At 59.9% G+C, this 24,223-nt stretch carries 22 protein-coding genes; 10 read left to right on the plus strand and 12 right to left on the minus strand.

Annotated elements, in window-relative coordinates; genetic code table 11:
- Positions 1-37: 37 nt before the first annotated feature.
- Positions 38-316: a hypothetical protein gene (locus Q1A51_RS09430; protein WP_299671252.1), complete on the minus strand. Its 279-nt coding sequence runs from the start codon at positions 314-316 to the stop codon at positions 38-40.
- A 102-nt stretch (positions 317-418) separates the two neighbouring features.
- On the opposite strand from Q1A51_RS09430, the gene Q1A51_RS09435 reads away from it, so the two are divergent.
- Entirely contained in the window at positions 419-946 is a 528-nt protein-coding gene (locus tag Q1A51_RS09435) for a component of SufBCD complex (RefSeq protein ID WP_299596878.1), read from the plus strand.
- Between the two features lie 66 nt (positions 947-1,012).
- On the plus strand, positions 1,013-4,462 hold the full coding sequence (gene mfd / locus Q1A51_RS09440; protein ID WP_299596875.1) for a transcription-repair coupling factor: 3,450 nt from the start codon (positions 1,013-1,015) through the stop codon (positions 4,460-4,462).
- On the opposite strand, the gene Q1A51_RS09445 is transcribed toward mfd, so the two are convergent.
- The 3 genes from Q1A51_RS09445 to Q1A51_RS09455 form a co-directional block, all read right to left on the minus strand.
- On the minus strand, positions 4,459-5,670 hold the full coding sequence (locus tag Q1A51_RS09445) for a multidrug effflux MFS transporter (RefSeq protein WP_299596872.1): 1,212 nt from the start codon (positions 5,668-5,670) through the stop codon (positions 4,459-4,461). The two genes, mfd and Q1A51_RS09445, sit on opposite strands and share 4 nt — an antisense overlap.
- Before the next feature lie 127 nt (positions 5,671-5,797).
- Positions 5,798-6,442: a DsbA family oxidoreductase gene (locus Q1A51_RS09450; RefSeq protein WP_299596869.1), complete on the minus strand. Its 645-nt coding sequence runs from the start codon at positions 6,440-6,442 to the stop codon at positions 5,798-5,800.
- Positions 6,442-7,965 carry a class I adenylate-forming enzyme family protein gene (locus Q1A51_RS09455; protein WP_299596867.1) on the minus strand — a complete coding sequence of 508 codons (1,524 nt, stop codon included), beginning with the start codon at positions 7,963-7,965 and terminating at the stop codon, positions 6,442-6,444. Before Q1A51_RS09455 ends, Q1A51_RS09450 begins: the two co-directional genes overlap by 1 nt.
- A 44-nt stretch (positions 7,966-8,009) precedes the next feature.
- On the opposite strand from Q1A51_RS09455, the gene Q1A51_RS09460 reads away from it, so the two are divergent.
- Positions 8,010-8,633: an XRE family transcriptional regulator gene (locus Q1A51_RS09460; protein ID WP_299198883.1), complete on the plus strand. Its 624-nt coding sequence runs from the start codon at positions 8,010-8,012 to the stop codon at positions 8,631-8,633.
- Between the two features lie 6 nt (positions 8,634-8,639).
- Here the strand turns inward: Q1A51_RS09460 and Q1A51_RS09465 are convergent, their stop codons facing one another.
- The 3 genes from Q1A51_RS09465 to Q1A51_RS09475 form a co-directional block, all read right to left on the minus strand.
- Entirely contained in the window at positions 8,640-8,858 is a 219-nt protein-coding gene (locus Q1A51_RS09465) for a hypothetical protein (RefSeq protein WP_299596863.1), read from the minus strand.
- A gap of 118 nt (positions 8,859-8,976) precedes the next feature.
- A complete protein-coding gene (locus tag Q1A51_RS09470) occupies positions 8,977-9,633 on the minus strand; it encodes an MIP/aquaporin family protein (protein WP_299596859.1) in 657 nt (218 codons plus the stop codon).
- A 15-nt stretch (positions 9,634-9,648) separates the two neighbouring features.
- On the minus strand, positions 9,649-11,397 hold the full coding sequence (locus Q1A51_RS09475) for an extracellular solute-binding protein (RefSeq protein WP_299596856.1): 1,749 nt from the start codon (positions 11,395-11,397) through the stop codon (positions 9,649-9,651).
- A 367-nt stretch (positions 11,398-11,764) separates the two neighbouring features.
- Here Q1A51_RS09475 and Q1A51_RS09480 point away from each other — a divergent pair, with 367 nt between their 5' ends.
- Together Q1A51_RS09480 and Q1A51_RS09485 are read left to right on the plus strand one after the other, a co-directional pair.
- Positions 11,765-12,550 (plus strand): 3-hydroxybutyrate dehydrogenase, encoded by a 786-nt coding sequence (locus tag Q1A51_RS09480; RefSeq protein WP_299596853.1) that lies wholly within the window; start codon positions 11,765-11,767, stop codon positions 12,548-12,550.
- A 72-nt stretch (positions 12,551-12,622) separates the two neighbouring features.
- On the plus strand, positions 12,623-13,654 hold the full coding sequence (locus Q1A51_RS09485; protein ID WP_299198812.1) for a patatin-like phospholipase family protein: 1,032 nt from the start codon (positions 12,623-12,625) through the stop codon (positions 13,652-13,654).
- A gap of 16 nt (positions 13,655-13,670) precedes the next feature.
- Here the strand turns inward: Q1A51_RS09485 and Q1A51_RS09490 are convergent, their stop codons facing one another.
- The 4 genes from Q1A51_RS09490 to Q1A51_RS09505 all read right to left on the minus strand — a co-directional run bounded on the left by Q1A51_RS09490 (position 13,671) and on the right by Q1A51_RS09505 (position 17,149).
- Positions 13,671-14,417, minus strand: coding sequence for a DUF502 domain-containing protein (locus Q1A51_RS09490; protein WP_299198809.1), 747 nt, complete (start codon positions 14,415-14,417; stop codon positions 13,671-13,673).
- Positions 14,418-14,489: 72 nt separating this feature from the next.
- On the minus strand, positions 14,490-15,410 hold the full coding sequence (locus tag Q1A51_RS09495; protein ID WP_299596848.1) for a pseudouridine-5'-phosphate glycosidase: 921 nt from the start codon (positions 15,408-15,410) through the stop codon (positions 14,490-14,492).
- Positions 15,407-16,300, minus strand: a complete 894-nt coding sequence (locus Q1A51_RS09500; RefSeq protein ID WP_299596845.1) for a PfkB family carbohydrate kinase — start codon at positions 16,298-16,300, stop codon at positions 15,407-15,409. Before Q1A51_RS09500 ends, Q1A51_RS09495 begins: the two co-directional genes overlap by 4 nt.
- Positions 16,301-16,345: 45 nt before the next feature.
- Positions 16,346-17,149, minus strand: a complete 804-nt coding sequence (locus Q1A51_RS09505) for a DUF4198 domain-containing protein (RefSeq protein ID WP_299596842.1) — start codon at positions 17,147-17,149, stop codon at positions 16,346-16,348.
- Here Q1A51_RS09505 and Q1A51_RS09510 point away from each other — a divergent pair.
- On the plus strand, positions 17,148-18,341 hold the full coding sequence (locus tag Q1A51_RS09510; RefSeq protein WP_299596839.1) for a HupE/UreJ family protein: 1,194 nt from the start codon (positions 17,148-17,150) through the stop codon (positions 18,339-18,341). The genes Q1A51_RS09505 and Q1A51_RS09510 overlap by 2 nt on opposite strands.
- On the opposite strand, the gene Q1A51_RS09515 is transcribed toward Q1A51_RS09510, so the two are convergent.
- On the minus strand, positions 18,338-18,952 hold the full coding sequence (locus Q1A51_RS09515) for a thiamine phosphate synthase (protein ID WP_299596836.1): 615 nt from the start codon (positions 18,950-18,952) through the stop codon (positions 18,338-18,340). The two genes, Q1A51_RS09510 and Q1A51_RS09515, sit on opposite strands and share 4 nt — an antisense overlap.
- A gap of 137 nt (positions 18,953-19,089) precedes the next feature.
- On the opposite strand from Q1A51_RS09515, the gene Q1A51_RS09520 reads away from it, so the two are divergent.
- From Q1A51_RS09520 to Q1A51_RS09535, 4 genes are all read left to right on the plus strand, one after another.
- Complete coding sequence (locus tag Q1A51_RS09520) at positions 19,090-19,818, plus strand: RNA methyltransferase (RefSeq protein WP_299596833.1); 729 nt, start codon at positions 19,090-19,092, stop codon at positions 19,816-19,818.
- Between the two features lie 61 nt (positions 19,819-19,879).
- Positions 19,880-21,025: a heme A synthase gene (gene ctaA, locus Q1A51_RS09525; protein WP_299596831.1), complete on the plus strand. Its 1,146-nt coding sequence runs from the start codon at positions 19,880-19,882 to the stop codon at positions 21,023-21,025.
- On the plus strand, positions 21,025-22,500 hold the full coding sequence (locus Q1A51_RS09530) for a carboxypeptidase M32 (protein WP_299596828.1): 1,476 nt from the start codon (positions 21,025-21,027) through the stop codon (positions 22,498-22,500). Before ctaA ends, Q1A51_RS09530 begins: the two co-directional genes overlap by 1 nt.
- 94 nt (positions 22,501-22,594) lie before the next feature.
- Positions 22,595-24,220: a hypothetical protein gene (locus Q1A51_RS09535; protein WP_299596825.1), complete on the plus strand. Its 1,626-nt coding sequence runs from the start codon at positions 22,595-22,597 to the stop codon at positions 24,218-24,220.
- Positions 24,221-24,223: the final 3 nt, after the last annotated feature.

Below are 24,223 nucleotides of genomic sequence, written 5' to 3' on the forward strand. Positions count from 1 at the left end.
TTTCGGTGACAGTGCATGGGTGGCACGAACCGAGATGTCAGGCAAGGTCGCGTTCCGTTAGCTCCAGAAGTGCCGCCGCCAGCGATAGTGCCTCATCGCGTGTCATTGGGTGATAACGGCGTCCATGACTGCGCACAAACCTGACGGAAATGGGCCGGTCTGCGTTGCCACTGTGGACCAAGTCAATGTTTTCAGAAACGCGATACATCCCACGGATGCCGGACCGCAGATGGGCCATCTTCTCCTGAAAACCGGGTGAAATCTCTTTCATGTGTGTCTCGCGTACTGTAATTTCTGTGATCCCGATGTGACGCATATTTTTTTCGCTTGCAGGTGTCTAGGCACTGCGCCGCCCCCGCGCTAAGAGGGGCGTCAACACAGGCAAGAGGACCCGGCACACGGGACAACGGGACAGCGCGTGGACTGGTACGACACAATCTTTGAATTGATCGACATGCGCTCGTTCTCGAACCTGTGGTTCTGGATTGCGCTGGCGGTCGTGTGGTCAACAGCAAGCCATTGGGTGCTGGGCGTGCCATATGACATGGTGGCGCGGGCGCGTCGCCATGGTGGACAGGCGGCCGAGGATCTTGAGGACTTGGTCCGTATCAACACAAATCGTCTGCTGTTCATCGGTGGCGTATCAGGGCTGTGGTTGCTTGGGCTGGCCTGTTTCCTGCTCACTGGTCTTGCGCTGCTGGGCTTCGTGTATCGGGTCGAGTTTGCACAGGCCCTGTTTCTGCTGGGCTTTCCCATGAGCATTGTGGGTGCCCTGAACCTGTCGACAGCACGGTTGATCCAGGATGAACAGGCGACCGGCGAAGCGCTCTGGCGGCGCCTGACCCGTCATCGGACCATCGTGCAGGCCATCGGCATGGTGTCGATTTTCATCACAGCCTTGTGGGGCATGTATCAGAACCTGTCGATTGGCCCTTTCGGCGGTTGACAGTTTGGTTGAAAGACCCAATTGAAGGCCCCTTGATCCCGTTCCCTGCCGAGTGAATTGCCGCCCATGCCCGAGCAGACCCATATCACCGTGTCTGGCGCACCCGAGGGGTTTGACGCCAGGCTGATCCTTCAGGAAGTGTCCAAGGGCGCGCCGGTCATGCACGTGGCTCGCGATGACAAGCGACTGGCGGCCATGCAGGCCGCGTTGCGGTTCTTTGCGCCTGACATGCCAGTGCTGGTCTTTCCCGGGTGGGACTGTCTGCCTTATGATCGCGTGTCGCCGAATGCTGACATCTCGGCCCAGCGGATGGCGACGCTTGCGGCCCTTGTGCATGGTATGCCTGCGCAGTTTGTCCTGCTGACCACGCTGAACGCCGCGACCCAGCGTGTGCCTGCGCGGGATTTGCTACGCGAGGCGGCGTTTTCTGCCACGGTTGGCAATCGGGTGGACGAAAGCGCGCTGCGCAATTTCCTTGTGCGCATGGGGTTTGTGCAAAGCCCGACGGTGATGGAGCCGGGGGATTATGCCGTTCGTGGTGGCATCATCGACATCTATCCGCCCGGTGATCTGGGGCCTGTGCGCCTGGACCTGTTTGGTGACGTGCTGGATGGCGCGCGCCGCTTTGATCCAGCCACGCAGCGGACCACGGAAAAGCTGGACGTGGTGGAACTGGCGCCCGTGTCCGAGGTCATTCTGGATGAGGCGGCCGTTACGCGGTTTCGGCAGAATTACCGTTTGGAGTTTGGCGCGGCTGGCACCGACGATCCGCTGTATGAAGCGGTGAGTGCGGGGCGGAAGCATCAGGGGGCAGAACATTGGTTGTCCTTGTTCCATGAGGGATTGGACACGCTCTTTGACTATGTTCCCGGGGCCGCGATCACGCTGGATGATCAGGTGACGCCGGCGCGGCTGGCGCGGTGGGAGAGTATCGAGGACCAGTACGAGACGCGGCGGTTGGCGATGGAAAAACGGTCCAAGATGGATTCCGTTTACAAGCCTGCTGCCCCGGCGGGTCTCTACCTCGATGATGCTGCATGGGAGGCCGCGGTTGCAGGCTTTCGCGTGTTGTCCTTTGCCCAGCTTCCCCAAGCGACGGGTCCGGGCGTCACGGATGCGGGAGGGCGGATCGGACGTAATTTCTCGCCCGAGCGACAATTGGAATCCATTAGCCTTTTTAGTGCTTTGGCATCTCATATTAAAGCAAAAATGGCGGATGGTCCCGTTGTCATTGCCAGTTATTCGGAAGGTGCGCGTGAACGTCTGACGGGCCTGATCGAGGACGAAGGGCTGGCCGAAGTTGTTCCGATCCCGAACGCGACGCGCATTGGCAAGCGTGGGCTACACTTGGTGGTTTGGGCGCTGGAGCATGGGTTCGAAGCGCCCGGACTGACCGTCATTTCCGAGCAGGATGTTCTGGGGGATCGTCTGATCCGTCAGCCCAAGAAAAAACGCCGTGCCGAGAATTTCCTGACCGAGACGCAGTCGCTGTCGCCCGGTGACCTGGTGGTCCATGTGGACCACGGGATCGGTCGCTATGTGGGCATGGAAGTGGTGACCGCCGCGGGTGCTGCCCATGAATGCCTGCTGCTGGAATATGCCGAGCGGTCCAAACTGTATCTGCCGGTCGAGAATATCGAGCTGTTGTCGAAATACGGCCATGAAGAGGGGTTGCTGGACCGCTTGGGCGGCGGCGCGTGGCAGGCCAAGAAGGCCAAGCTGAAAGAGCGCATTCGCGAAATGGCGGATCGGTTGATCCGTATTGCCGCGGAACGCGCGCTGCGCAAAGCGCCCATTCTGGAGCCGCCGCCGGGGATGTGGGACGCCTTTGCTGCGCGCTTCCCGTATCAGGAAACAGATGATCAGCTGACGGCCATTGCCGCCGTGATGGACGACCTGAATGCGGGTCAGCCGATGGACCGTCTGATCTGTGGCGATGTGGGCTTTGGTAAGACCGAAGTGGCGATGCGCGCGGCCTTTGTCGCGGCCATGTCCGGTGTGCAGGTTGCCGTGATTGCGCCCACGACGTTGTTGGCGCGGCAACACTACAAGAGCTTTGCCGAGCGGTTTCGTGGTTTTCCGATCGAGGTCCGGCAGTTGTCCCGATTTGTCAGCGCCAAGGAGGCGTCGGCGACGCGCGACGGCATGGGCAAGGGCACGGCAGATATTGTCATTGGCACCCATGCGCTGCTGGCCAAGGGTGTACGGTTCAACAATCTCGGCCTGTTGGTCATTGATGAAGAACAGAAATTTGGTGTCGGCCATAAAGAGCGGCTGAAGCAGATGCGATCGGATGTGCACGTCCTGACCCTGACGGCCACGCCCATTCCACGCACCTTGCAACTGTCGCTGACCGGCGTGCGTGATCTGTCGATCATCGGCACACCGCCCGTCGACCGGCTTGCGATCCGCACTTACGTGTCCGAGTTCGATGCCGTGACGATCCGCGAGGCGCTGCTGCGCGAGCATTACCGTGGTGGGCAGAGTTTCTATGTCGTGCCGCGCATCAGTGATCTGCCCGAGATCGAGGAATTCCTGAAAGAGCAGTTGCCCGAGCTGACCTATGTCGTGGCGCACGGTCAGATGGCTGCGGGCGAGCTGGATGACCGCATGAACGCCTTCTATGACGGCAAGTTCGATGTGCTTTTGGCGACGACAATTGTGGAGTCGGGCCTGGATATTCCGACGGCCAACACGATGGTGGTTCACCGGGCCGACATGTTCGGGCTGGCGCAATTGTATCAGATTCGGGGCCGGGTGGGGCGGTCGAAGACGCGCGCATACGCATACCTCACGACGAAGCCGCGTGCCAAGCTGACGGCCACGGCCGAGAAGCGGCTGCGGGTGCTTGGGTCGCTCGACACGCTGGGGGCCGGGTTTACGCTGGCGTCTCAGGATCTGGATATTCGCGGGGCCGGGAACCTGCTGGGCGAGGAACAATCCGGCCAGATGCGCGACGTGGGCTTTGAGCTGTACCAATCCATGCTGGAAGAGGCGATTGGCAAGATCAAGGCCGGCGAGATGGAGGGCATGGTCGATGATGACGGCCAATGGGCGCCGCAGATCAATCTGGGTGTGCCCGTGCTGATCCCCGAGCAATATGTGCCTGATCTTGACGTGCGCCTCGGCCTCTATCGCCGTCTGTCTGAATTGACCACGAAGGTGGAGCTTGAAGGCTTTGCTGCCGAGCTGATCGACCGTTTTGGCAAGTTGCCCAAGGAAGTGAATACTTTGATGTTGGTCGTGCGCATCAAGGCCATGTGCAAGCGGGCCGGGATTGCCAAGCTGGATGGCGGACCGAAGGGGGCCACAATCCAGTTCCACAATGACAAGTTCGCCTCACCCCAGGGGCTTGTGGACTTCATTCAGGATCAGCGTGGGCTGGCGAAGGTCAAGGACAACAAGATTGTCGTGCGCCGGGACTGGAAGAAGGACAGCGACAAGATCAAGGGTGCGTTTGCCATTGCCCGCGATCTGGCTGAGAAGGTCATGCAGCAAAAGAAGGCGAAAGCCTAGGCGATCGCCTGCTCGGCCCGGCGCATCATTTGCATCAGGATTGATGCGACGAGACAGGCAATAAGGACGGTCGCGACCAAAGGCATGGGCGTGCCGTCGAACATTAACCCAACCGGCGACGCGAGCGCAGCCCCAAGAACTGTGGACACGGCACCAATCACCGACGCTGCCATGCCTGCGATATGGCCCATCGGTTCCATGGCGATGGCGTTCAAGTTCGCAACGGTCAGGCCACCCTGAAACATCACGCCCCATTGCCAGAAAATGTAGAACCAGAACAGGCCGGGCATGTCCGCCATCATCCACAGGACAAAGACGGTCGAGACAATGACCTGAGCCGTCAGCGCCCATGTCACCAGTTTGCGCATACCGAACCGGCCCACGATGGCCGCGTTGAGCAGGCTTGAAACACCCGAGGCAAGTGCAATCGCTCCGAACCAGAGCGGGAAGCTGTCCGCCCGATCAAAGGACGTCTCAAAGATTGGCTGTACCATGGTGAGGATTGAAAATAGGATCATCAACATCAGTGTCTGTACGTAGATCGACAGACGTACGGTGCGGTGTGCAAACATCTGCCGCACCGCATCCTTCATCAGCGGCCAGCGCAGAGGGCGGCGGTTGGCCCGCGGCAGTGTTTCGTTCACGCGCGTGCCGAACCAGACAAGCAGCAGAACCGCAAAGATGAGGAACGCTGGGAAGATTGCCCGCCATCCGGCGGCGTCCATTATGATCTTGCCCAAAAGTGGAGCAATTGCAGGCACCAGAAGGAACACCATCATGGTCAATGACAGGATGCTGGCCATGGCGCGCCCCGAATAGAGGTCGCGGATGATGGCTGCGGACACAACACGCGGACCCGCGGCACCCAAACCCTGCAGAATTCGTGCTGCAAGCATCAGTTCAAGCGTGGGGGCGATCCAACTGAGGACCGCGCCAAGAGCATAGACGGCAAGCCCCAGATACACGATGGGTTTGCGCCCGATGGCATCCGACAAAGGGCCAGTGACAAAGGTGCCAAGTCCCATGCCGATCACGAAAAAAGTCATCACCAGAGCGGCTTGTGCGACTCCGCCGGGGGCAATTTCAGCGGCGATAGAGGGCAGGGCGGGCAGCATTGCGTCGATGGAAAACGCGATGGTCGCGAACATCATCGCCATCAAGGTGATGAATTCGATTTTGCCCAGTCGTTGTCCCTCGGGTTTCGTCAAGGTTGATACGGTCCTTCTCGGCTTCTTATGACGCGATTGCGCGCCACATTGACCATCTAAACCGAGAATGGCAACGACTTAGGGTTGAAAATCTATCAAATGGTAAAATTGTGATCGATTGGGCAGATCAAGCTGCGCCTTCGCGCAATTCCGAGATCACTTTTGCCCAAAGTTCAGGCGGTTGTGCACCCGGTACCGCATGTTGATTGGCCACGATAAAAGTCGGTACCGACTGGATGCCCATCTGGCGGCTGTGCGCGTCCCGTGCCGAGATATCCTCGCGGTCTGCATCAGAGGCCAGAAGACGCCGCACGACGCTTGCGTCCATATCGATACTGTCGGCGATATCGGCCAGAACATCGTGATCCCCGATGTCCCGTGTTTCGACGAAATAGGCTTTGAACAGGGACGATACCGCTGCTGTCTGCTTGCCTTCGATCCCGGCCCAGTGGATCAGGCGGTGGGCATCGAGCGTGTTGGGCGTGCGTTTCATGCCCTCGAAATCGATCTTGAGGCCTGCCTTTTCCGCATGTTCCACAACCGGTGCATAGGCCCGCACCGCGCCTTCCTTGCCACCGAACTTACCTTCCAGATATGCGCGCCGATCCATGCCTTCGGCGGGCATGTCAGGGTTAAGTTGAAAGGGATGCCATTCGATCACGAATGGGTGGTCCGGATGCGCTTCGAGCGCGCGATCCAGGTGGGCCTTGCCGATATAGCACCACGGGCAGATCGGGTCGGACATGATATCGAGCTTGATCGAATCGGGCATCAGGTGGCTTTCGTCGTTTTGGGCCAGAACAAGGGCAGCCGCCGCCGAACCAGCTTGCCATTTGCGCCGGTGGGCAGCATTGGCAGGTGAACATAGGCGCGGGGGTGTTTGTATCGCGCCAGCTTGGTGTCGACATAGGCGCGCAAGCTGTCCTCGTCCAGTGGTGCGGCTGCGGTGTAGAACGCGACGATGATGAAGACGCCGGGCTTCACCTCGATCTGGGTGGCGCCAACGCCGGTCAGACCGGGCGCGTCCGCCAACGCCGCCTCGACCTCAAGCGGGGATACGCGATACCCGCCTGCGTTCATCATGTCATCGTTACGGCCCAGATAGGTGATCTGCCCGTCCTCATCCATGGCGCCCAAATCGCCAGTGAGAAACCAGTTTCCGTCAAAGCGCGCGGCGGTGTCGTCAGGGGCGTGCAGGTATTCCAGCATCAGGCCGGGATCGGATCGATGCACGGCGATGGTGCCGGGTGTGCCACGCGGAACCGGACCGTCGTCGCCGAGGATTGCAACATGCCGTCCGGCCTGCGGTTGGCCGAGCGTTCCTGTCTTGGCAGGATGTGCTGGGCTGGCCGAGATGAAGGTCGAGCATTCGGACATGCCGTAGGCTTCGAACAGGTTGGTGCCGGTTGTGTCCCGCCATCTGTCCAGCGTGGTTTGCGGCAGCTTTTCCCCGGCGCTCAGGCCATGGCGCAGGTTTGGTAAGGCTGGCAGTTCTGCGCGGTCGAGCATCTGGCGATAGACGCCTGGTGCGGCAGCAAAGATCGTGGCCTTGTGCGTGGCGAGAAGCGGGCCAAGCACCTCGGACGGTGTGCCTGCGGCAGGGATGAGCGCCGTTGCCCCAGCGGTCCACGGGTCCATCAGCCCGGTTCCCAGCGTATAGGTCCAATTGAAGGCGCCAGCGTGCATCAGAGTGTCGTCGGCGCGCAGCCCATACCACCCATCATGCATCAATTGCCGCGCCCAGATGGCGCGATGCGCGTGTGCCACAGCGCGGGGTTGGCCCGACGTGCCGGACGTGTAGATGATGTAACCCAACCGTTCAGGATCCCCCATGTGCCAGTCGGCCGGGGGATGGTTGCGCAAGGCCTGCAGTGTGGCCAGGCCAATCTCTGGCGCACCGCGGGCGGTTGTCACGCCGGGATCCCGCAGGATCAAGCGGGGGCGCAGCTCGGACACGATCCGCGCAACCTCTGGTCTGGTCAGCGCGGCAGATGTCGGGACGGGGACAAGGCCCACGGCCAGTGCCCCCAGATATGCGATGGGAAAGTCGATTGTGTTCCCAAGGCGCAGCAGCACGATATCGCCGGGCGCACATCCTGCCGCCAGAAACCCGCCGCCCGTGCCTAGCACAGCGCGCTTCAGGGTTTCGTATGTCATGGATGTCGCTTGGTCGCCGTTCACGACGGACAACGCGACTTTTTGTGGTTGGGTGTCGGCGTGGCCCAAGACGTGAGCGGCCATGTTGAACGGGGACGGGCAGGGCGGCATCGGGCCGCTGTCGACGACGCTCAGCATGGGCGGCGTTGCAAGCCTTGGGCCTGCGTCCTATAGAAGTCGTCATGCAAGGAAAAGATCCCAAGACACTGATCCAGATCGCCCGCTCTACGGGCCACGATGAAACAGCCGAGCCGCTGGATCTGGGCGCACGTGTGCGCGAGTTGCGCAAGGCGCGCGACTGGACGCTGGAACAGGCGGCGAACCAGGCCGGATTGGCCCGGTCGACCCTGTCCAAGATCGAAAACGGTCAGATGTCGCCCACTTACGAGGCGCTCAAGAAGCTGGCCATTGGTCTTGAGATCAGTGTGCCGCAGTTGTTCACGCCGCCGGAAAAGGGCCAGATCAACGGCCGCATGGTTGTTACGCAGTCGGGGCAGGGCAATGCGCAGGCCACGGTGACCTACGAGCACGAGTTGCTGGCCGAGACGCTGACCAAGAAGCAGATGCTGCCCTATCGTGCGCGTGTACGGGCGCGGTCGATGGATGAATTCGATGGTTGGGTGCGGCACGATGGCGAAGAATTCCTGTATGTGCTGACCGGAGTCATCCGCCTGTATACCGAGTTTTATGAACCCGTCGATATGCGGCGGGGCGATAGCGCGTATTACGATGCCACGATGGGCCACAATGTGGTGTCCGTCAGCGACGAAGATGCTTTGATCTTGTGGGTAACGTCACTCGCCTGAGCGCGATCACGCGGTGTGCAGAGCCTGGGCGCGCTGCGACAGGAAGGCGTCAAACGCGTCCTGCGCTTCTTTCAATGACATGTCGTGGGTTGCGGCGAGGTAGCTTTCAAAGCGGTCTTGATCTGCCTTGAGAAAGGGCATCGCGCTGGCTTCGAGTTTGGGAAATTCCTGGCACAGCGCGTGGTAGCTGTCCGCCCAATTGCGGGTCAGATCATTCCAGTTCATGTATACCCCCGATTACCTTTGGTTTACCACGTGCGGTGCTTGCACGTGGCGGCCAGCAGGTCCCACTGCAGGCCAGACATCCACCCTGCGCCAGACAATATTGCAAATTCGTGACAGTTCAACCTTTGATCAAAAGCAGTTTGCGCAGGATCGGATGCGCGATCAGAGCGGTCAGAAGTTGCACGCCGACGAAGGCCGCAACATGCCCCGGGTAAATGCCTGCAAACGTGTCGGAAAATCCGCGTGCAATGGTAACTGCCGGATTGGCAAAGCTGGTTGAGGCCGTGAACCAGTAAGCGCCGGTGATGTAGAGTGCGACCAAAGTCGGTACAGCCTCGGGGCGCGAACGCAGGCCACCGAAGATCACGAAGAGCAATCCAAAGGTGGCTACGCCCTCGGACCACCATTGCGCGAGACCGGTCCGATGCAAGGTTGTGGAACTCTGCAAGACGGGCAAATCGAACATGAGGTGCGTGGCCCAGACGCCCAGAATGCCTCCCGCAACCTGCACAGCCCCATAACCAAGGGCAGGGCGCGTGGCGATGTCGCCGCGCAACCAAAAGGCCAGCGTGACTGCCGGATTGAAATGCGCGCCGGAGATCGGGCCAAGCACGGTGATAATCACGTAGAGCATGCAGCCGGTCGCGATAGCATTGGCCAGCAGGGCGATGGCGATGTTTCCGCCTGCAAGCGCCTCGCCCATGATGCCGGAGCCGACCACACCGATAAGAAGCAGCGCGGTGCCCAGCCCTTCGGCCCAGAGTTTCTGTGTCATGTCAGTGGCCGAGGGTCAGTTCGCGTCCCACCACCAGAATTGAGGCATCCAGTCCGGCCCGTCGCCATAAAGCGGGATCACCTCAGGGTGTTTCATTTCTGAGACATGAGCGATGCGGCCGGTCGTGAATTGCCAGAACGGCACGACGTAACGCCCGGCGATCAGCAACCGGTCGAGCGCGCGTGTGGCTGCAATGCTGTCCTCACGCGTTGTGGCGGTCAGCATGGCGGTGATCATGGCGTCGATGGCCGGGTCCTGCACACCCATCAGGTTGCCGGAGCCGTCCTCGACCGCCGCGTCGGTTCCCCAATAGAACCATTGTTCATTGCCGGGGCTCAGGGATAGCGCACGACGGATATAGGTCATGTCGAAGTCGAAACTGTCTTCGCGTGCCGTGAACTGAGCGCCGTCCACAAGGTCAACGGTGACGTCAATGCCAAGCTGCTCCAGTGTCTGGATGTAGAGGTTGGCAATCGCCCGGTCCTCGGTCCGTTGCTGGTCCAGCAGGATAGTAAAACGCATCGCCTGACCGTCAGCGTTGCGCAACTTGCCTTCCTGTGTTGTCCAGCCGGCCTCTTCCAGCAGGCCGATGGCACGTCGCAAGGCCCTGCGGTTGCGCAAGGTGCCGTCGCTTTCGGGCAGGGCGTAGCCTTCCATGACGCCGGGCAGCAGTTTGCCGTTGAACGGCGCAAGAAGCTCTGCGACGCGGCCCTTGGCGGCGCCCGGCTCCATCGCCAGCAGCGAGTTCGAGAAGTAGGAGGTGATGCGGGGCTGTGCGCCGCCGGTCAGCGTGTCGTTGATGTATTCGAAGTTGAAGGCGGTGATCAGGGCCTCGCGCACCCGCCAGTCATCAAAGGGTGCGCGGCGGGTGTTCATGACAAAGCCGGTGATGCCTGACGGCTTCTGGTGGGTGATCTCGGTCTTGATGACATCACCGGATTGGACGCGCGGGAAGTCATACTCGCTGTTCCAGGTTTCGGCATTGAACTCACGCCATGCAGAAATCTCACCTGCCTTGAAGGCCTCCAGCACCACATCGCCATCGCCGTAGAAATCAATTTTGATCTCATCAAAGTTGAATGTGCCACGGCGGAAGTTCAGGTCGTTGCCCCAGTAGTCCGGGTTGCGGGTCAGCGTGACATAGCGCGACCCCTCATAACCGCTGACCACATAGGGGCCGGAGCCGATGGGCACGTCGTTGATCGTGGAATTGGCGAAATCCTTGCCCTCCCACTGCGCCTTTTGAAGGATCGGACGCATCCCGGCGAGAAGGGCAAGTTCCCGGTTTTCCGTGTTGAAGGTGAAGCGGATGCTGCGCGGGCCGGTTTGTTCAAGGCTTTCGATCTGGGTCCACAGACTGCGATAGCGACCGTGCCCTTCGGTGCCGAGCTTTTCATAGGACCACAGCACGTCCTCGACCGTCACGGGGCTGCCGTCCGAAAATTGCGCCTCTTCGCGCAGGGTGAATTCGACCCAGGACCGGTCCTCATCCGTCTCAATCGATTCGGCGAGCAACCCGTAAAGGGCAAATGGTTCGTTTCGGCTGCGACCCATCAGGCTTTCATGGGTCAGAAAGCGCAGCTGCCAGGGCACGTTGCCCTTTTGAATGTAGGGATTCAGCGAATCAAAGCTGCCAGTGTTGGCCAGCGTGATGGCACCACCCTTGGTGGCATCGGGGTTTGCGTGCGGAAGGGCCACAAAATCCGGTGGAAGGGCAGGGTCGCCATACATAGCTATGCCATGGCTTGGCTCTGCTTGTGCCATTGAGGCCATCGATACTAGGCCGGCAAGAATCAAACCCGTTGCATGGATTTTTGCGCGTCCAATTTGGAAAAAATGCCTGCTCATTTTGTAAACAATCCTTGATCGCCCTTGTTTTGTTAACAATAGCGGCCATCGGACATTTACGCATTATCAAACTTTTAGCTTGGACTCTTCGGGCGGGTTTGCGTATAACGAAGTCACTGCTCGATAGGTTTCTTGCCTGTATGAAACCTGCCTCAATAACTTAACGCCAGCTTCGTGCTGGCGTTTTTTTTGTGCGGAACGCAGCCTGACAGGCCGCGTGGCCATTCCTTTCGCAAGTGCAGCATGACAGGATGCGCACAGCACTGATGAAAGGATCCCGCCCATGGCTTTTGAAATTTCCCTGACCGGCAAGACGGCCATCATCACCGGATCGAATTCGGGGATTGGTCTGGGTATGGCCTGGGAACTGGCGCGCGCCGGGGCGGACGTTGTCCTGAACTCGTTTACCGACCGTGCCGAAGACCATGCACTGGCCACTAAGATCGCGGACGAGACCGAGACAAACGCCCGCTACATTCAGGCCGACATGTCCAAGGGGGATCAATGCCGTGCCCTGATCGAAAAGGCGGGCGCATGTGATATCTTGATCAACAACGCCGGTATTCAGCACGTGGCAGGCATTCCTGATTTTCCGGTTGAGAAATGGGACGCCATCATTGCCATCAACCTCAGTTCGGCCTTCCACACCACCGCCGCGGCTCTGCCCATGATGCGCGCCGCCGGATGGGGCCGGGTCATCAATGTCAGCTCGGCCCACGGGTTGACTGCGTCGCCGTACAAGTCAGCTTACATCGCCGCCAAACACGGTGTTGTCGGTTTGACCAAGACCACGGCACTGGAAACGGCCGAAGAGCCGATCACAGCCAACGCCATCTGCCCGGGTTATGTGCTGACGCCTCTGGTTGAAAGCCAGATCCCCGACACGATGAAGGAATACGACATGGGGCGCGAAGAGGTGATCAAGAATGTGATGCTCAAGCGCCAGCCGTCCAAGGAGTTCGCGACCACGGAACAGATGGGTGGCACCGCCGTCTTCCTTTGTTCGCCTGCGGCGGACCAGATCACCGGCACAACCATCAGCGTTGACGGCGGTTGGACAGCGCTGTGATCCATCTTCATCTTGCCAAGTAAACTTCCGCCGGAGGCTCCCGCACTCTCCACCAGATCAAAGGGTTGATCCATGACGCGCAAGAAAATCAACGTGGCACTGCAAGGGGGCGGAGCACATGGCGCGTTCACATGGGGGGCGCTGGACGTTCTGCTGGCCGATGATCGGATCGAGGTGGCGGGGATTTCGGGCACATCTGCCGGTGCCCTGAACGGTGCGGCCGTCAAGGCCGGACTGGCCATCGGCGGCGAAGACGACGCGCGCGAGAACCTTGATTGGCTTTGGGGGCAGGTGGCTGGTGTGCAGGACATGCGCATGGCGCAATGGATGGCTCCGTTTGGCCCAGCACAGGTGTCCCAGGCGCTTGAAAATTCTATACCTTATGCCGTGGGCGATGCGGTCGGGCGGATGCTGTCGCCATATCTATATGGTCCGTTCTATCGCAATCCGCTGACCGACATCGTGTCAAAGTTCAACATGGAGAAAGTCTGTTGCGACGACGGCCCGCAATTGTTCATCAACGCGACGCGCGTGCGCAACGGCAAGCTGCGGGTTTTCAAGCAGGCCGAGGTCACGCCGGATGCCATCATGGCCTCGGCCTGCCTGCCGACGCTGTTTCAGGCAGTCACCGTCTATGACAGTGAAACCGGTCAGGATGAGGAGTTCTGGGATGGCGGCTACACCGGTAACCCCGCGCTGTTCCCGCTTTTTGACGCGTCACTGCCAGACGACATCGTTGTCATCAACATCAATCCGCTGGAGCGTGAGCAATTGCCACGGTCGCCGCAGCAGATCCAGAACCGGATCAACGAGATCAGCTTCAATTCGTCCCTGCTGCGCGAAATGCGCGCCATTTCATTTGTGAAGCGGCTGATTGACGAGGGGACGATTGAGCGCGGCAATATGCGCCGGGTCAACATGCACATGATTGCTGACGATGCGTTGATGAACGACCTGAGTGTTGCGACCAAGATTGTCCCGAATGGCTTTGTCATGGGGCGGTTGCGGGATGCGGGCGCGCGCGCAGCAGAGGAATTTCTGGCAGCGCATTTCGACCGGATCGGCAATGGTGACAGCTTGAATATGCCCGAGATGTTCAGTTGAACTTCTGCGGTCCCTGTCACTTCGGCGGTTTGGTGGGATCCTTGCCATTGGGATAGACCAGCCCGGCGGAAATCACCAACTTTGCGGCGTCCTCAACGGACATGTCCAATTCGATCACGTCTTCGGCTGGCAGAAACAGCAGAAAGCCCGATGTCGGGTTTGGTGTGGTGGGCACAAAGATACTGAGCAGCGCGCCGGTGTTGCCCGCCCTTTCGCTGACCTCGCCCTTGGCGGTGGTCGAGATAAAGCCGATGGCCCAGATGCCCTTGCGCGGATACTCGATCAGGCATGCGTTTTCGAATGACCGCTCGGATTGGGCAAATATGGTCTCGGAGATCTGCTTGATCCCGGAATAGATCGACCGCACGACCGGGGTACGTCCCACGAGGCTTTCGGCGTACCGGATCAGCGAATTGCCGATGTAACCCTTGGCGATCCAGCCGACGAAGATCGTGAACAGAAGGAAGACGATCACGCCCACGCCGCGGACGTTCACATGAATCCAATCCGGGTTCGGAACGACAGCGCCGTTGCGCTCGATGAAACGTGGATTGTTCAGCCAATAGTTGACGATCGAATCCGGCTGCCAAACCGTGGGCACCAGCGGCCAGACGAACCCGTCGACCCAGCCGATGACAGTCCAGATCAGCCAGATGGTCAGGCCAACAGGCGCAATAACCACAAGACCGGTCAGAAAGGAGGCGCGCAAGCCGGAAAACAGGCCAGGCTGCCTGGGCTCTTTGGGGTCAAAAGGAGTGGTCATCAGGATCCCGGCGCAAGTTCACGGAAGAAGTAAGTCAACGTGTCCGGCACTACAATGGTTTCCGCCCTTTATTCAGGCATTTGGCCCCATTGCGCCCAATTCCGTTGCAATGGCGGCTGCCAGCCGCGCATTGTTGCGCACCAAAGCGATGTTTGCCGTCAGCGAACGCCCGTCCGTCAACTCAAAGATGCGTTGCAACAGATACGGCGTCACCCCTTTGCCGGTGATGCCGTGTGCATCCGCGTCTCGTGCGGCCTGTGCGATGATGGGGGCAAGTGTTGCCCGGTCAATCTCGTCCGTTTCGGGGATCGGGTTTGCAATCAGTTGGCCGCCCGGAATGCCCATGACGGCGCGTTGCGTGTGGGCCGCGGCGATTGATGCGGCGCTGTCCATGCGCAGGGGTGCGGCAACGCCTGCACTGCGCGACCAGAAGGCGGGCATGTCGTCCTGCCCATAGGCAATGACGGGCACGCCTTGGGTTTCCAAGACCTCCAGCGTTTTGGGAATGTCGAGGATGGCCTTGGCGCCAGCTGCAACGACCGTCACAGGGGTCTGCGCCAGTTCCAGAAGGTCGGCAGAGATATCAAAGCTGTTTTCCGCCCCCTTGTGCACGCCGCCGATCCCGCCGGTGGCGAAGACTGAGATACCCGCGATCCGGGCCGCGATCATCGTTGCAGCCACTGTTGTCGCGCCGGTGCCGCCATTGGCGATGCAGGCTGCCATGTCCGCACGGCTCAGCTTGGCCACGTTCCTGGACTGCGCCAGTGTTTCAAGCTGCGCCTCTGTGAGGCCAACATGCAATGTGCCGTTGATGACGGCCATGGTCGCGGGCACCGCTCCGGCCGCGCGGATGTCAGCCTCGACCTGGCGCGCGACCTCAAGGTTCTGCGGATAGGGCATGCCGTGCGTGATGATCGTGCTCTCCAGCGCGACAACGGGCGCGCCTGTGGCCAATGCATCTGCGACTTCGGGTGAGGGGGTGAACAGGGTCATGTGGGCGTCTTTCCTGAAACATAGATCGCGGCGGCTTCCAACGCGGCATGCAGCGCTTCGGGGCGTCCTGCGCCCCGGACTTCCGCCGCAATGTGGGCTGCCATGAATGTATCACCGGCGCCGGTGATCCGGGTGACCAAAACCTGCGGGGGTGTTTCGCTGACCAGCCCGTCAGCCGATCCTTCGGTGGCCGTGTTGCCACCGTCCGTCACAAGGACACGGGCCGCACCGCGGTCCAGCAAACCCTCGGCCGCGTCCATTGATGTTTCGAAACCGCGTTGGCAGAGCAGGCCCGCTTCTTCGAGGTTCACGTAGAGCGTGCCGCGGCTGTGCGTCAAAAACGGACCCAACCGTTCGGCCTTGCCGGGAGAGGCGGGGGCGACGCGCAGGTCTGCATTTGCAAGAACCGGGCTGGTCGCAATTTCGTTCAGCAGGTCCAGTGTCAGGTTGCCATCAAGGGCTGCAAGGCCGGTGTAGGGCGCGCGATCTGTTGCGATGGTGCCATCGGTCAGCGGGCGCAAGATCTTGGCTCCGGCGCTTTCCAGCGAATGCGCGTCTGCGATGGCTGCGATCAGGCCATTGGCACCTTCGACGGCCATGTACTGGTCGGTTGGCAAGTCTTCGGAGCGATAGACGGTGTCCGTGATCATGCCGCGCGCGGTGCAGGCGGCAATCAACTCGTCCCCTTCAGCATCGCGGCCAATGGCCGTCAGCAAGGCTGGTGTCAGGCCGAAACGGGCCAATGTCATGGCGATGTTCATGGCAACACCGCCGGGTAGGCGGGTGATCCTGCCCGGCACGTCTGATCCTTGGCGCATTGCCAGCGGCGCGCGGCCGATCACGTCCCAGAGGACGGAACCGATGCAGAGAATGTCATGTGAGCGCGTCATGCCCGCCTTGTGCCGTCCACTGCGGGAAGAGGCAAGGGGATGTGGTCACCGGGTCGGGACGGCGAATGTCAAAGCGGCCCAGAACGTGTCCCATACGGCGTCGCCGCCATCTGTTATCGGCGCAATCGATACGGCATCGAACAGATAGGCGTGACCAGGTTCCACCGGAACGGATGCGATGCCCGCGTCGTCCGTGCGATGCAGGGTGACGGCAACATTTCCATCAGGAGCACGATCAAACACCTCGACCTGTACGTCTGGCCGCACAGCACCGTCGAGATTGACTTGCACCCGCATAGTGCCATCGAACGCTGGCGCGTAGGGGTTGGTCAACGCTATGAATTCGGTTTTCAGACCCAGTGCCCGATCCGCGCCTTGACCATCTCCAACAGCGATCAGGGACTTAGCGTGGCGGGTGTAGCGTTCTTTGAAAGGTGGCTCAGGGAAGCCATTGCTGGCGTGCCGGGCTTCGATGTTTGCGAAATCCTTGTGATCGGCGAATTTCTGAAACTTTGCCCAGTCTTTATACGTTAACAAAGACGATGTCGTTTCATGCACAACCACGACCAGACCGTCGACAGGTGCGGGCACATCAAGGGCCGGATTGTCACCCATTCGCGCTTCGACCGAGCGTATGGTGTCTCCGACCACCACGTCGAACCGTTCGATACGACGGTCGAAATAGGCCAGGTTCACGCCTTCGAAGTTCTCACCATTCTTCAGTCGTGCCACGATTTTACCCGATGGCTCCACTTGATACGTCTCTGGTTCAATCCAGAATTCATGAGCGGTTGCGCTTGTCGTCAGGATGGCGCACCAAAGAGCAAATAGAAGACGGACGATATACATGCAGGCTGCCTTTCTTCGAGTGCCTTTGAAGCTGCGGCTTTGGGCGGTGTTGTCAACTCTTTGCTGGGCGATTTGGTCCAATGTGGCTGTGGCTCACGAAGTTGTGCCGACGATTGCGGACCTGACCGTTGTGGATGGTGCGGTGCGGCTTGAAGTGCGCGTGAATGTCGAGGCGCAGTTGTCGGGCATCGATCTGGATGTTGTGGCAGATACGGATAATGCCGAGAATGCGGGCGATTATGACGCCTTGCGCGCATTGAGTGGCGCAGAGGTCGAGGCGCGTGTTCCTACGCTTGTGACGACATGGAACGGTTTGCCGTTGCTGATCGCCAATGGTGAGCCCGTTGCACTCAGCCTTGAAAATGTGACCGTGCCCGAGGTGCCAAATGAAGAGCTTGCGCGCATTTCCGACGTGGCGCTGACCGGAGCCGTCCCCGCGGGGACAAACGTTTTGCAGGTGGCCTGGCCTGACGGTGCGGGGGATCTGATCCTGCGCCAGCAAGGGGTAGAGGCGCCCTATACCGGGCTGATTGGTGGTGGCGAGAACAGTGGCCCGATTGCGGTTGCCGGTGGGGATGAGGCGTCTGGCTGGCAGACTTTTGGTGCCTACGTCCCGGTTGGCTTTGACCATATCCTGCCCAAGGGGTTGGATCACATCCTGTTCGTTCTTGGTCTTTTCTTCCTGTCGACCCGTTTGGGTCCACTTCTGTGGCAGGTCACGGCCTTTACGCTGGCGCACACGGTCACGCTGGCGCTTGGCGCGCTGGGGCTGGTGAACCTGCCCGGCAGTATCGTTGAGCCGCTGATTGCAGCCTCGATCGTCTATGTCGCGGTCGAGAACATCTTTGCCCGTGGTCTCAACCGGTGGCGGCCCATGATCGTGTTTGGCTTTGGTTTGTTGCACGGCCTTGGCTTTGCGTCCGTGCTGGGGGAGTTCGGTCTGCCAGAGGGGCAATTCATCCCGGCCCTGATCGGGTTCAATGTCGGGGTTGAGCTGGGTCAGTTGACCGTCATTGCCTTGGCGGCGTTCGCGCTGTGGCTGGGCGTACGTGCCGCGCGCATCTCTGACCTTGAGGGGCAGGAGGAGACGATCACCGATTACAACGTGATGTTCCGGGCGTGGTCGATGACCGGATCACTGATCATCGCGGTTGTGGCGATCTATTGGGTGATCGAGCGGACGCTTCTTTAACCCAGAGGGTCCATCAGGCGGGCAAGGGCAGCGGCGGGATCCTCGTCGCCCCAAATCTCTTCGCCGACGCCGAAGAAATCGGTGATGGGGGCGAGCCGCTTGACGATGTCGAGGGTCAATCCACCCTCGGCCACGATTGGCACCTCGATCATCTCGGACCACCAGGCGAACAGGTCGTGCTCTGCCGTGGCTTCATCTCCGACCCCGGTGAGCGGGCCGAAGGCGACATAGTCGGCACCGGCTTCGCCTGCTGTCATGCCGTCATGACGGGATGTGCCGCAGAAGCTGCCAACAATGGCATCCGGGCCAAGCGCCTTGCGCGCATCGCGGACCGATTTCGAGGCATCGGACAAGTGTACGCCATCCAGACCCAGCCGTTCGGCGAGTTGTATATGATCGTTTACCACGATGGCCACGTCATTGGCATGGGCCACTTCACGGCAGGCATCGGCGGCGCGGGAAATACGATCTTCGTCCCGGGTGGCCAGGGCCAGACGGATGCACGCCACGTCATGTGCATCGAGGACCGAGGCCAGTTGATCGGGGAACACCGACAATTCGAACACGGGCGGGGTCAGAAGATAGATCTGCGGCTGCTCGGGGGCACTCATTGGCGTGGTCCTTTTGTTCTGGTTGTCGCTCTAGCCGGAAAACACATGGGATGAAAAGATTTATGCCTCCGGCGGAAGTTTATTTTGCAAAGTGAAAGGGATTGTCGGGTGTGTCGTCGCGGGGTAGATGGCGCGCCATGACACCGACATTTGTACTGACGCGTCCCCAGATGGGCGAGAACATCGGGGCTGCGGCCCGGGCGATGTTGAACTTTGGCGTGGACCGGATGCGCATCATTGATCCGCGCGATGGATGGCCGAACCCGGCAGCGGTGGCCATGGCCAGCGGGGCAGGCCGTGTGCTGGATGCAGCCACGGTGCATCCGGACGTGGCGGGCAGCCTGTCGGATTGCAGCTTTGTCTATGCCACGACGGCGCGGATGCGGGACATGACCAAGGATGTCCTGAGCCCCGAGGCGGCCATGCAGGACGCGGCGCGCAGGATTGCCGAGGGCCAGCATGTGGCCGTGATGTTCGGCCCGGAACGCGCGGGCCTTGAGAACGAGGATATCGCGCAGGCCAATGCCCTGATCTCGGTGCCTGTGAACCCCGAGTTTCCGTCGCTGAACCTGGCCCAATGCGTGTTGCTGGTGGGCTATGAGTGGATGCGTGCGAGTGCAGAGGTAGAACATCGCGTGGTTGAGATGGCAGGCACGGACTGGGCCGACGGCCATGAGATTGACCACTTGGCGCGTCATTTCGAGGAGCGGCTGGAGGACGCCGGGTTCTTTTTCCCCGAGCACAAGGCGCCAAGCATGAAGATGAACCTGCGCAATCTGTGGAGCCGGATGCCCCTGACACGTGCCGACGTACAGACCCTGCATGGCATGCTGCGTCAGATGGTCCGCTGGGCGTCGCGTCAGTGATGCTGGACCTTGGCTACGGGCGGGCCTAGGTTGCGCGTCGACACAGAAACCCGAGGCTGAAATGGCAAAGAACCGCAGCATTTTCGAAGAGGTTGGCACCACTGAAAAACAGGTGGTTGAAACCGGGGTCATCGACAAGGGCAGGGGCGGTGCGCGCGGTGCCATTCGCGTCTGGTTGATGATCCTCTTTGCCCTTGTGGTCGTGATGATTGCAGTAGGTGGCTTGACCCGTTTGACCGATAGCGGCCTGTCCATCACGGAATGGCGTCCCTTTACCGGGGCCATTCCGCCACTGAACGAAGCGGATTGGCAGGCGGAGTTTGCCCTGTACCAGCAGATTGATGAGTTTCGTATCCAGAACCAGTGGATGACGCTCGCAGATTTCAAGGTCATATACTGGTGGGAATGGGGGCACCGGCAGTTGGGTCGGGTCATTGGTCTGGTCTGGGCCATCGGGTTTTTCTGGTTCCTGATCCGCCGCCAGATACCCACGGGTTGGACGCCGCGATTGTTGGGGCTGGGTGTTCTGGGTGGCCTGCAAGGGGCCATTGGCTGGTGGATGGTTGCCAGCGGTGTGACCCAGGGCGAGGGCATGGTGGATGTGGCCAGCTACCGGCTTGCCACGCATCTGGGCCTTGCCTTTGTCATTCTGGGTTTCATTTCATGGTATACCTACCTGCTTGGTCGGTCCGAGCGGGATCTGATGCAGGCGCGCCGGTCGAAAGAGGCCAAGCTGTTTTCGATGTCGACGGGACTGATGCACTTTGCCTTTCTGCAAATCCTGATTGGGGCGCTGGTGGCGGGCATTGATGCCGGGCGGTCCTATACCGATTGGCCGCTGATGGGCGGGCAGGTGTTCCCGGCCAGTGCCTTTGTGTTTGAACCCTTCTGGCGGAATTTCTTTGAAAGCCCCGGGCTGGTCCAGTTTATCCACCGCGTGACCGGCTATCTGCTGTTTGCCTTTGCAGTGGTGGTCTGGTTGCGCGGACGCAGATCGGCGCATGAGAACACGCGCTTTGCTTTCAATGCCGTCTTTGCAGCGATGAGCCTGCAGGTCGTACTGGGCATCGCGACCGTGCTTTATGGGGCACCTTGGCAAGTGGCGATCCTGCACCAATTCCTGGCTGTGGTGCTGTGGGCGCTGATCCTGCGCGCCCGTTTCCTGTCGGCCTATCCCATTGCCACATCCATTCGAGGAACTTCCTGATGAAAGCGTTTGACGACCTTTTGGCCTTTGATCACACGACACAGGCCTTGGGGCAGGTTGCGGGACGTCTGGGCTGGGACCAGGAGACAATGATGCCGCGCGGCGCTGCTGCTCAACGGAGCGAGGAAATGGCGGCGATGGAAAGCGTTCTGCATGCCCGCCGGACTGATCCGCAGGTGGGTGAATGGTTGGCCGCGATTGAAGGGGGCGTGCTGGACCAGGTGGGTGCGGCGAAGCTGCGCGAGATCAAGCGCAGCTATGACCGGGCGTCGAAGGTGCCGGCCGATCTTGCAGCCCAGATCGCGCGGGTGACGTCGACGGCACAAGGCAAATGGGCCGAGGCGCGCGAAGCGGATGATTACAAGGCGTTCGCGCCTGTGCTGGAGGAGGTTGTCACCCTCAAACGCGAAGAAGGTGCGGCGCTGGCCAATGGCGGCGATCTGTATGATGCGATGCTTGAGGATTACGAGCCGGGCACCACGGGCGCGGATCTGGAAGCGATGTTTGGGGCACTGCGGCCCGCTCTGACATCCCTGCGCGCGGCCATTCTGGAGCGCCCTGCGCCCGATGGAGTCACCGGGACATTTGACGACGTGGTGCAGCTTCGGCTGAGCACGCTGTTGGCCAAGACATTCGGCTATGACATGGGCCATGGGCGGATCGACAAGGCAGTACACCCGTTCTCATCCGGGTCGGGCACAGACGTGCGGATCACGACGCGCACCAACCTCGAAGACCCGTTCAATTGCTTCTACTCGACCATCCACGAGGTCGGGCACGCCTGCTATGAGCAGAACATCGACGATGCCTATCTGATGACCGCGCTGGGGCGCGGGGTGTCGATGGGAGTGCATGAGAGCCAAAGCCGCATCTACGAGAACCAGTTGGGCCGCAGCCGTGCCTTTACCGGGTGGCTCTACGGTCAGATGCGGGATGCGTTCGGGGATTTCGGGATCGAGGGGGAGGATGCGTTCTTTGCTGCGGTGAATATGGTCTCGAACGGCTATATTCGGACCGAAGCGGACGAAGTGCAGTACAATCTGCATGTGCTTTTGCGCTTTGATCTGGAGCGGGCGCTGATGTCTGGGGACCTGAGCGTCAATGACTTGGAAGCCGCTTGGAATGATCGGTTCGAGGCCGATTTCGGGTATGCGGTCGACAAACCGTCAAATGGTGTTTTGCAGGATGTGCATTGGTCCGTCGGATTGTTCGGATATTTTCCGACCTACTCCTTGGGCAATGTCTATGCCGGGTGCCTGCACGAGGCTTTGCGTGCCGCCGTGCCGAACCTTGATGCGCAGCTGGCACAAGGGGATACATCGGCGGCGACGGCGTGGCTGCGCGACAATTTGCAAACCCATGGCAGCCTGTATGAGCCGCGCGAGGTGATCGAACGTGCCGGCGGGCGCAGCCCCGGCCCAGAGCCTCTGGTCGCATATCTTCGGAACAAGTTCGCGGGCATCTACAGGCTGTAGAACTGTTCTGCGCCACAGCATCGCCCAAGTGTGGGCCCAGCTGAGTCGCAATCGGCCACGATACTACTCTTGATAGTATTGAGAGGTGGCTGTGATGCGCGCAATTCTGGCGTTGGTTTTGATGGTCTTTGGCTTTGCAGCAAGTGCAGAGCCATCGCTTGATCGGCAGCTTTTTGACAAGGTTCAGGACGGTGACTTCATCGCCGTTCAGGCATTTATCAAAGACGCACAACAGCGCTTTGAACGGGATGATCTGAGCGCGGATGACATGCGCGATTTGTTTATCGTATTGTCGCGCAGCCACCCGAAAACAACCACCTTTGTGAAGGAGTGGTTGAACCGGGACACAGGCAATCATTATGCGCGGATTGCCCGAGCCTGGAGCCTTTGGAATGCTGCAGGCGCCATCGCGTCAAGCCGCAACGGTTGGAGCTATGATGTCGCGCGCAAGATGCGGGACCAAGGCGTGCTGCATGCCCGGTTTGCCTATGCCGCGGCACCCGGTCTGATCCCGGCCTCTGATGCTGTGATTGTCATGTATGGCTATGACAAACAGGTTGGTGATCCTGTCGCTGCCGTGAATCGTGTCATGGACAGTCATCCGAATTGGGGCACCTTGCAACGTGCATATGATTTTGTTGGGCGCTACGGAATGGAGGCGATAGCCACCTTTTGCCAGGAATATGCCACTCGCATCTCGGACGAGGCGCGGACCTTGTGCCTGATGTACGGGCAGACGGTTTATGGCGACGTAAGAAACCAGGACATCGCTGAGTGGCCGGACTACAACCCCGACAATCCGGACATGGTAACGGTCAGATTGCTGAACATGATGAACAATTTTGGCCATGACACAGTGTCCGAAGCTCAATTGGACTGGATCGAAAGTGCGTTCGTGAGCATGGAACCAGATCTGTATGAACTGATGGATCTGGACAGGTGGGCGAGCACGTTCCAAAACCGCTTCGGCCTCTACCACAAGCGCCGCAACATGAAAAACAAGATGCGACGGGCTCATCTTGAGCGCAGTCTTGCGTTCCTTGAAATGGACCCGCTCAATCTTCGCCTTTTGGACATGGTTGAGGATGTTCAATTCGAACTGCCGTGGATCACCGTTTTTAACGCAGACGGCAGCGCGACGACACGGCGCGTGAACAGCGATGAAAGCGAGGTGGACAAGGCAGAGCGGCTTGAGGCTCTGGCCAAACAGAAGCGCGACTTTTCAGTTCGCAGGCTTCATGCTGCACCGTACTCAAGCGACTTTTGGCACAGATATGCGAGCGCGCATATCCAAAGCGATTTCAGTCAGTACTACGCTTACGAAGACGCCGAAATAAACGCGCTTGTCTATGAAAGTGACATTGTTCGAGGGCTCGATTTGTATCTTTTGTCAAAAACCCGGCAAGTACAGACCTACTATGATGCCCAAAAGGATGGTGCGACACCGCAGTGGGTCAAGGCCGCTGAAAGCGTAGACTTTGAACGAGATATCTTGTGCCCATTTGTACGCGCAGAGCGGCTGCGGGCGCACATTTGCGAGCACGACGTGGATGTGTACCCAAGTTGCGCCGAACACATTCCGTTAATGGAAGAGAGCTATGCCATCGTCGTGGACATGGCGCGTGACATACCGCACTGCGATGCCGTGCGCGAGGCCGAGATCGACACGCTGTGGTACACGCCGATCCCGTTACAAGATGTTCTGCCGCCGCTGAACTGAAGA

Source organism: uncultured Tateyamaria sp., from assembly GCF_947496075.1.
In the GTDB taxonomy this organism is placed as follows: domain Bacteria; phylum Pseudomonadota; class Alphaproteobacteria; order Rhodobacterales; family Rhodobacteraceae; genus Tateyamaria.

What these genes read in the sequence shown, in the direction of transcription:
- Q1A51_RS09430 (WP_299671252.1), bottom strand. Translation starts at nt 316, where the DNA reads ATGCGTCACATCGGGATCACAGAAATTACAGTACGCGAGACACACATG.
- mfd (WP_299596875.1), top strand. Translation starts at nt 1,013, where the DNA reads ATGCCCGAGCAGACCCATATCACCGTGTCTGGCGCACCCGAGGGGTTT.
- Q1A51_RS09450 (WP_299596869.1), bottom strand. Translation starts at nt 6,442, where the DNA reads ATGCCCGATTCGATCAAGCTCGATATCATGTCCGACCCGATCTGCCCG.
- Q1A51_RS09455 (WP_299596867.1), bottom strand. Translation starts at nt 7,965, where the DNA reads ATGCTGAGCGTCGTCGACAGCGGCCCGATGCCGCCCTGCCCGTCCCCG.
- Q1A51_RS09460 (WP_299198883.1), top strand. Translation starts at nt 8,010, where the DNA reads ATGCAAGGAAAAGATCCCAAGACACTGATCCAGATCGCCCGCTCTACG.
- Q1A51_RS09465 (WP_299596863.1), bottom strand. Translation starts at nt 8,858, where the DNA reads ATGAACTGGAATGATCTGACCCGCAATTGGGCGGACAGCTACCACGCG.
- Q1A51_RS09470 (WP_299596859.1), bottom strand. Translation starts at nt 9,633, where the DNA reads ATGACACAGAAACTCTGGGCCGAAGGGCTGGGCACCGCGCTGCTTCTT.
- Q1A51_RS09475 (WP_299596856.1), bottom strand. Translation starts at nt 11,397, where the DNA reads ATGGCACAAGCAGAGCCAAGCCATGGCATAGCTATGTATGGCGACCCT.
- Q1A51_RS09480 (WP_299596853.1), top strand. Translation starts at nt 11,765, where the DNA reads ATGGCTTTTGAAATTTCCCTGACCGGCAAGACGGCCATCATCACCGGA.
- Q1A51_RS09485 (WP_299198812.1), top strand. Translation starts at nt 12,623, where the DNA reads ATGACGCGCAAGAAAATCAACGTGGCACTGCAAGGGGGCGGAGCACAT.
- Q1A51_RS09490 (WP_299198809.1), bottom strand. Translation starts at nt 14,417, where the DNA reads ATGACCACTCCTTTTGACCCCAAAGAGCCCAGGCAGCCTGGCCTGTTT.
- Q1A51_RS09495 (WP_299596848.1), bottom strand. Translation starts at nt 15,410, where the DNA reads ATGACCCTGTTCACCCCCTCACCCGAAGTCGCAGATGCATTGGCCACA.
- Q1A51_RS09500 (WP_299596845.1), bottom strand. Translation starts at nt 16,300, where the DNA reads ATGACGCGCTCACATGACATTCTCTGCATCGGTTCCGTCCTCTGGGAC.
- Q1A51_RS09510 (WP_299596839.1), top strand. Translation starts at nt 17,148, where the DNA reads ATGCAGGCTGCCTTTCTTCGAGTGCCTTTGAAGCTGCGGCTTTGGGCG.
- Q1A51_RS09505 (WP_299596842.1), bottom strand. Translation starts at nt 17,149, where the DNA reads ATGTATATCGTCCGTCTTCTATTTGCTCTTTGGTGCGCCATCCTGACG.
- Q1A51_RS09515 (WP_299596836.1), bottom strand. Translation starts at nt 18,952, where the DNA reads ATGAGTGCCCCCGAGCAGCCGCAGATCTATCTTCTGACCCCGCCCGTG.
- Q1A51_RS09520 (WP_299596833.1), top strand. Translation starts at nt 19,090, where the DNA reads ATGACACCGACATTTGTACTGACGCGTCCCCAGATGGGCGAGAACATC.
- ctaA (WP_299596831.1), top strand. Translation starts at nt 19,880, where the DNA reads ATGGCAAAGAACCGCAGCATTTTCGAAGAGGTTGGCACCACTGAAAAA.
- Q1A51_RS09530 (WP_299596828.1), top strand. Translation starts at nt 21,025, where the DNA reads ATGAAAGCGTTTGACGACCTTTTGGCCTTTGATCACACGACACAGGCC.
- Q1A51_RS09535 (WP_299596825.1), top strand. Translation starts at nt 22,595, where the DNA reads ATGCGCGCAATTCTGGCGTTGGTTTTGATGGTCTTTGGCTTTGCAGCA.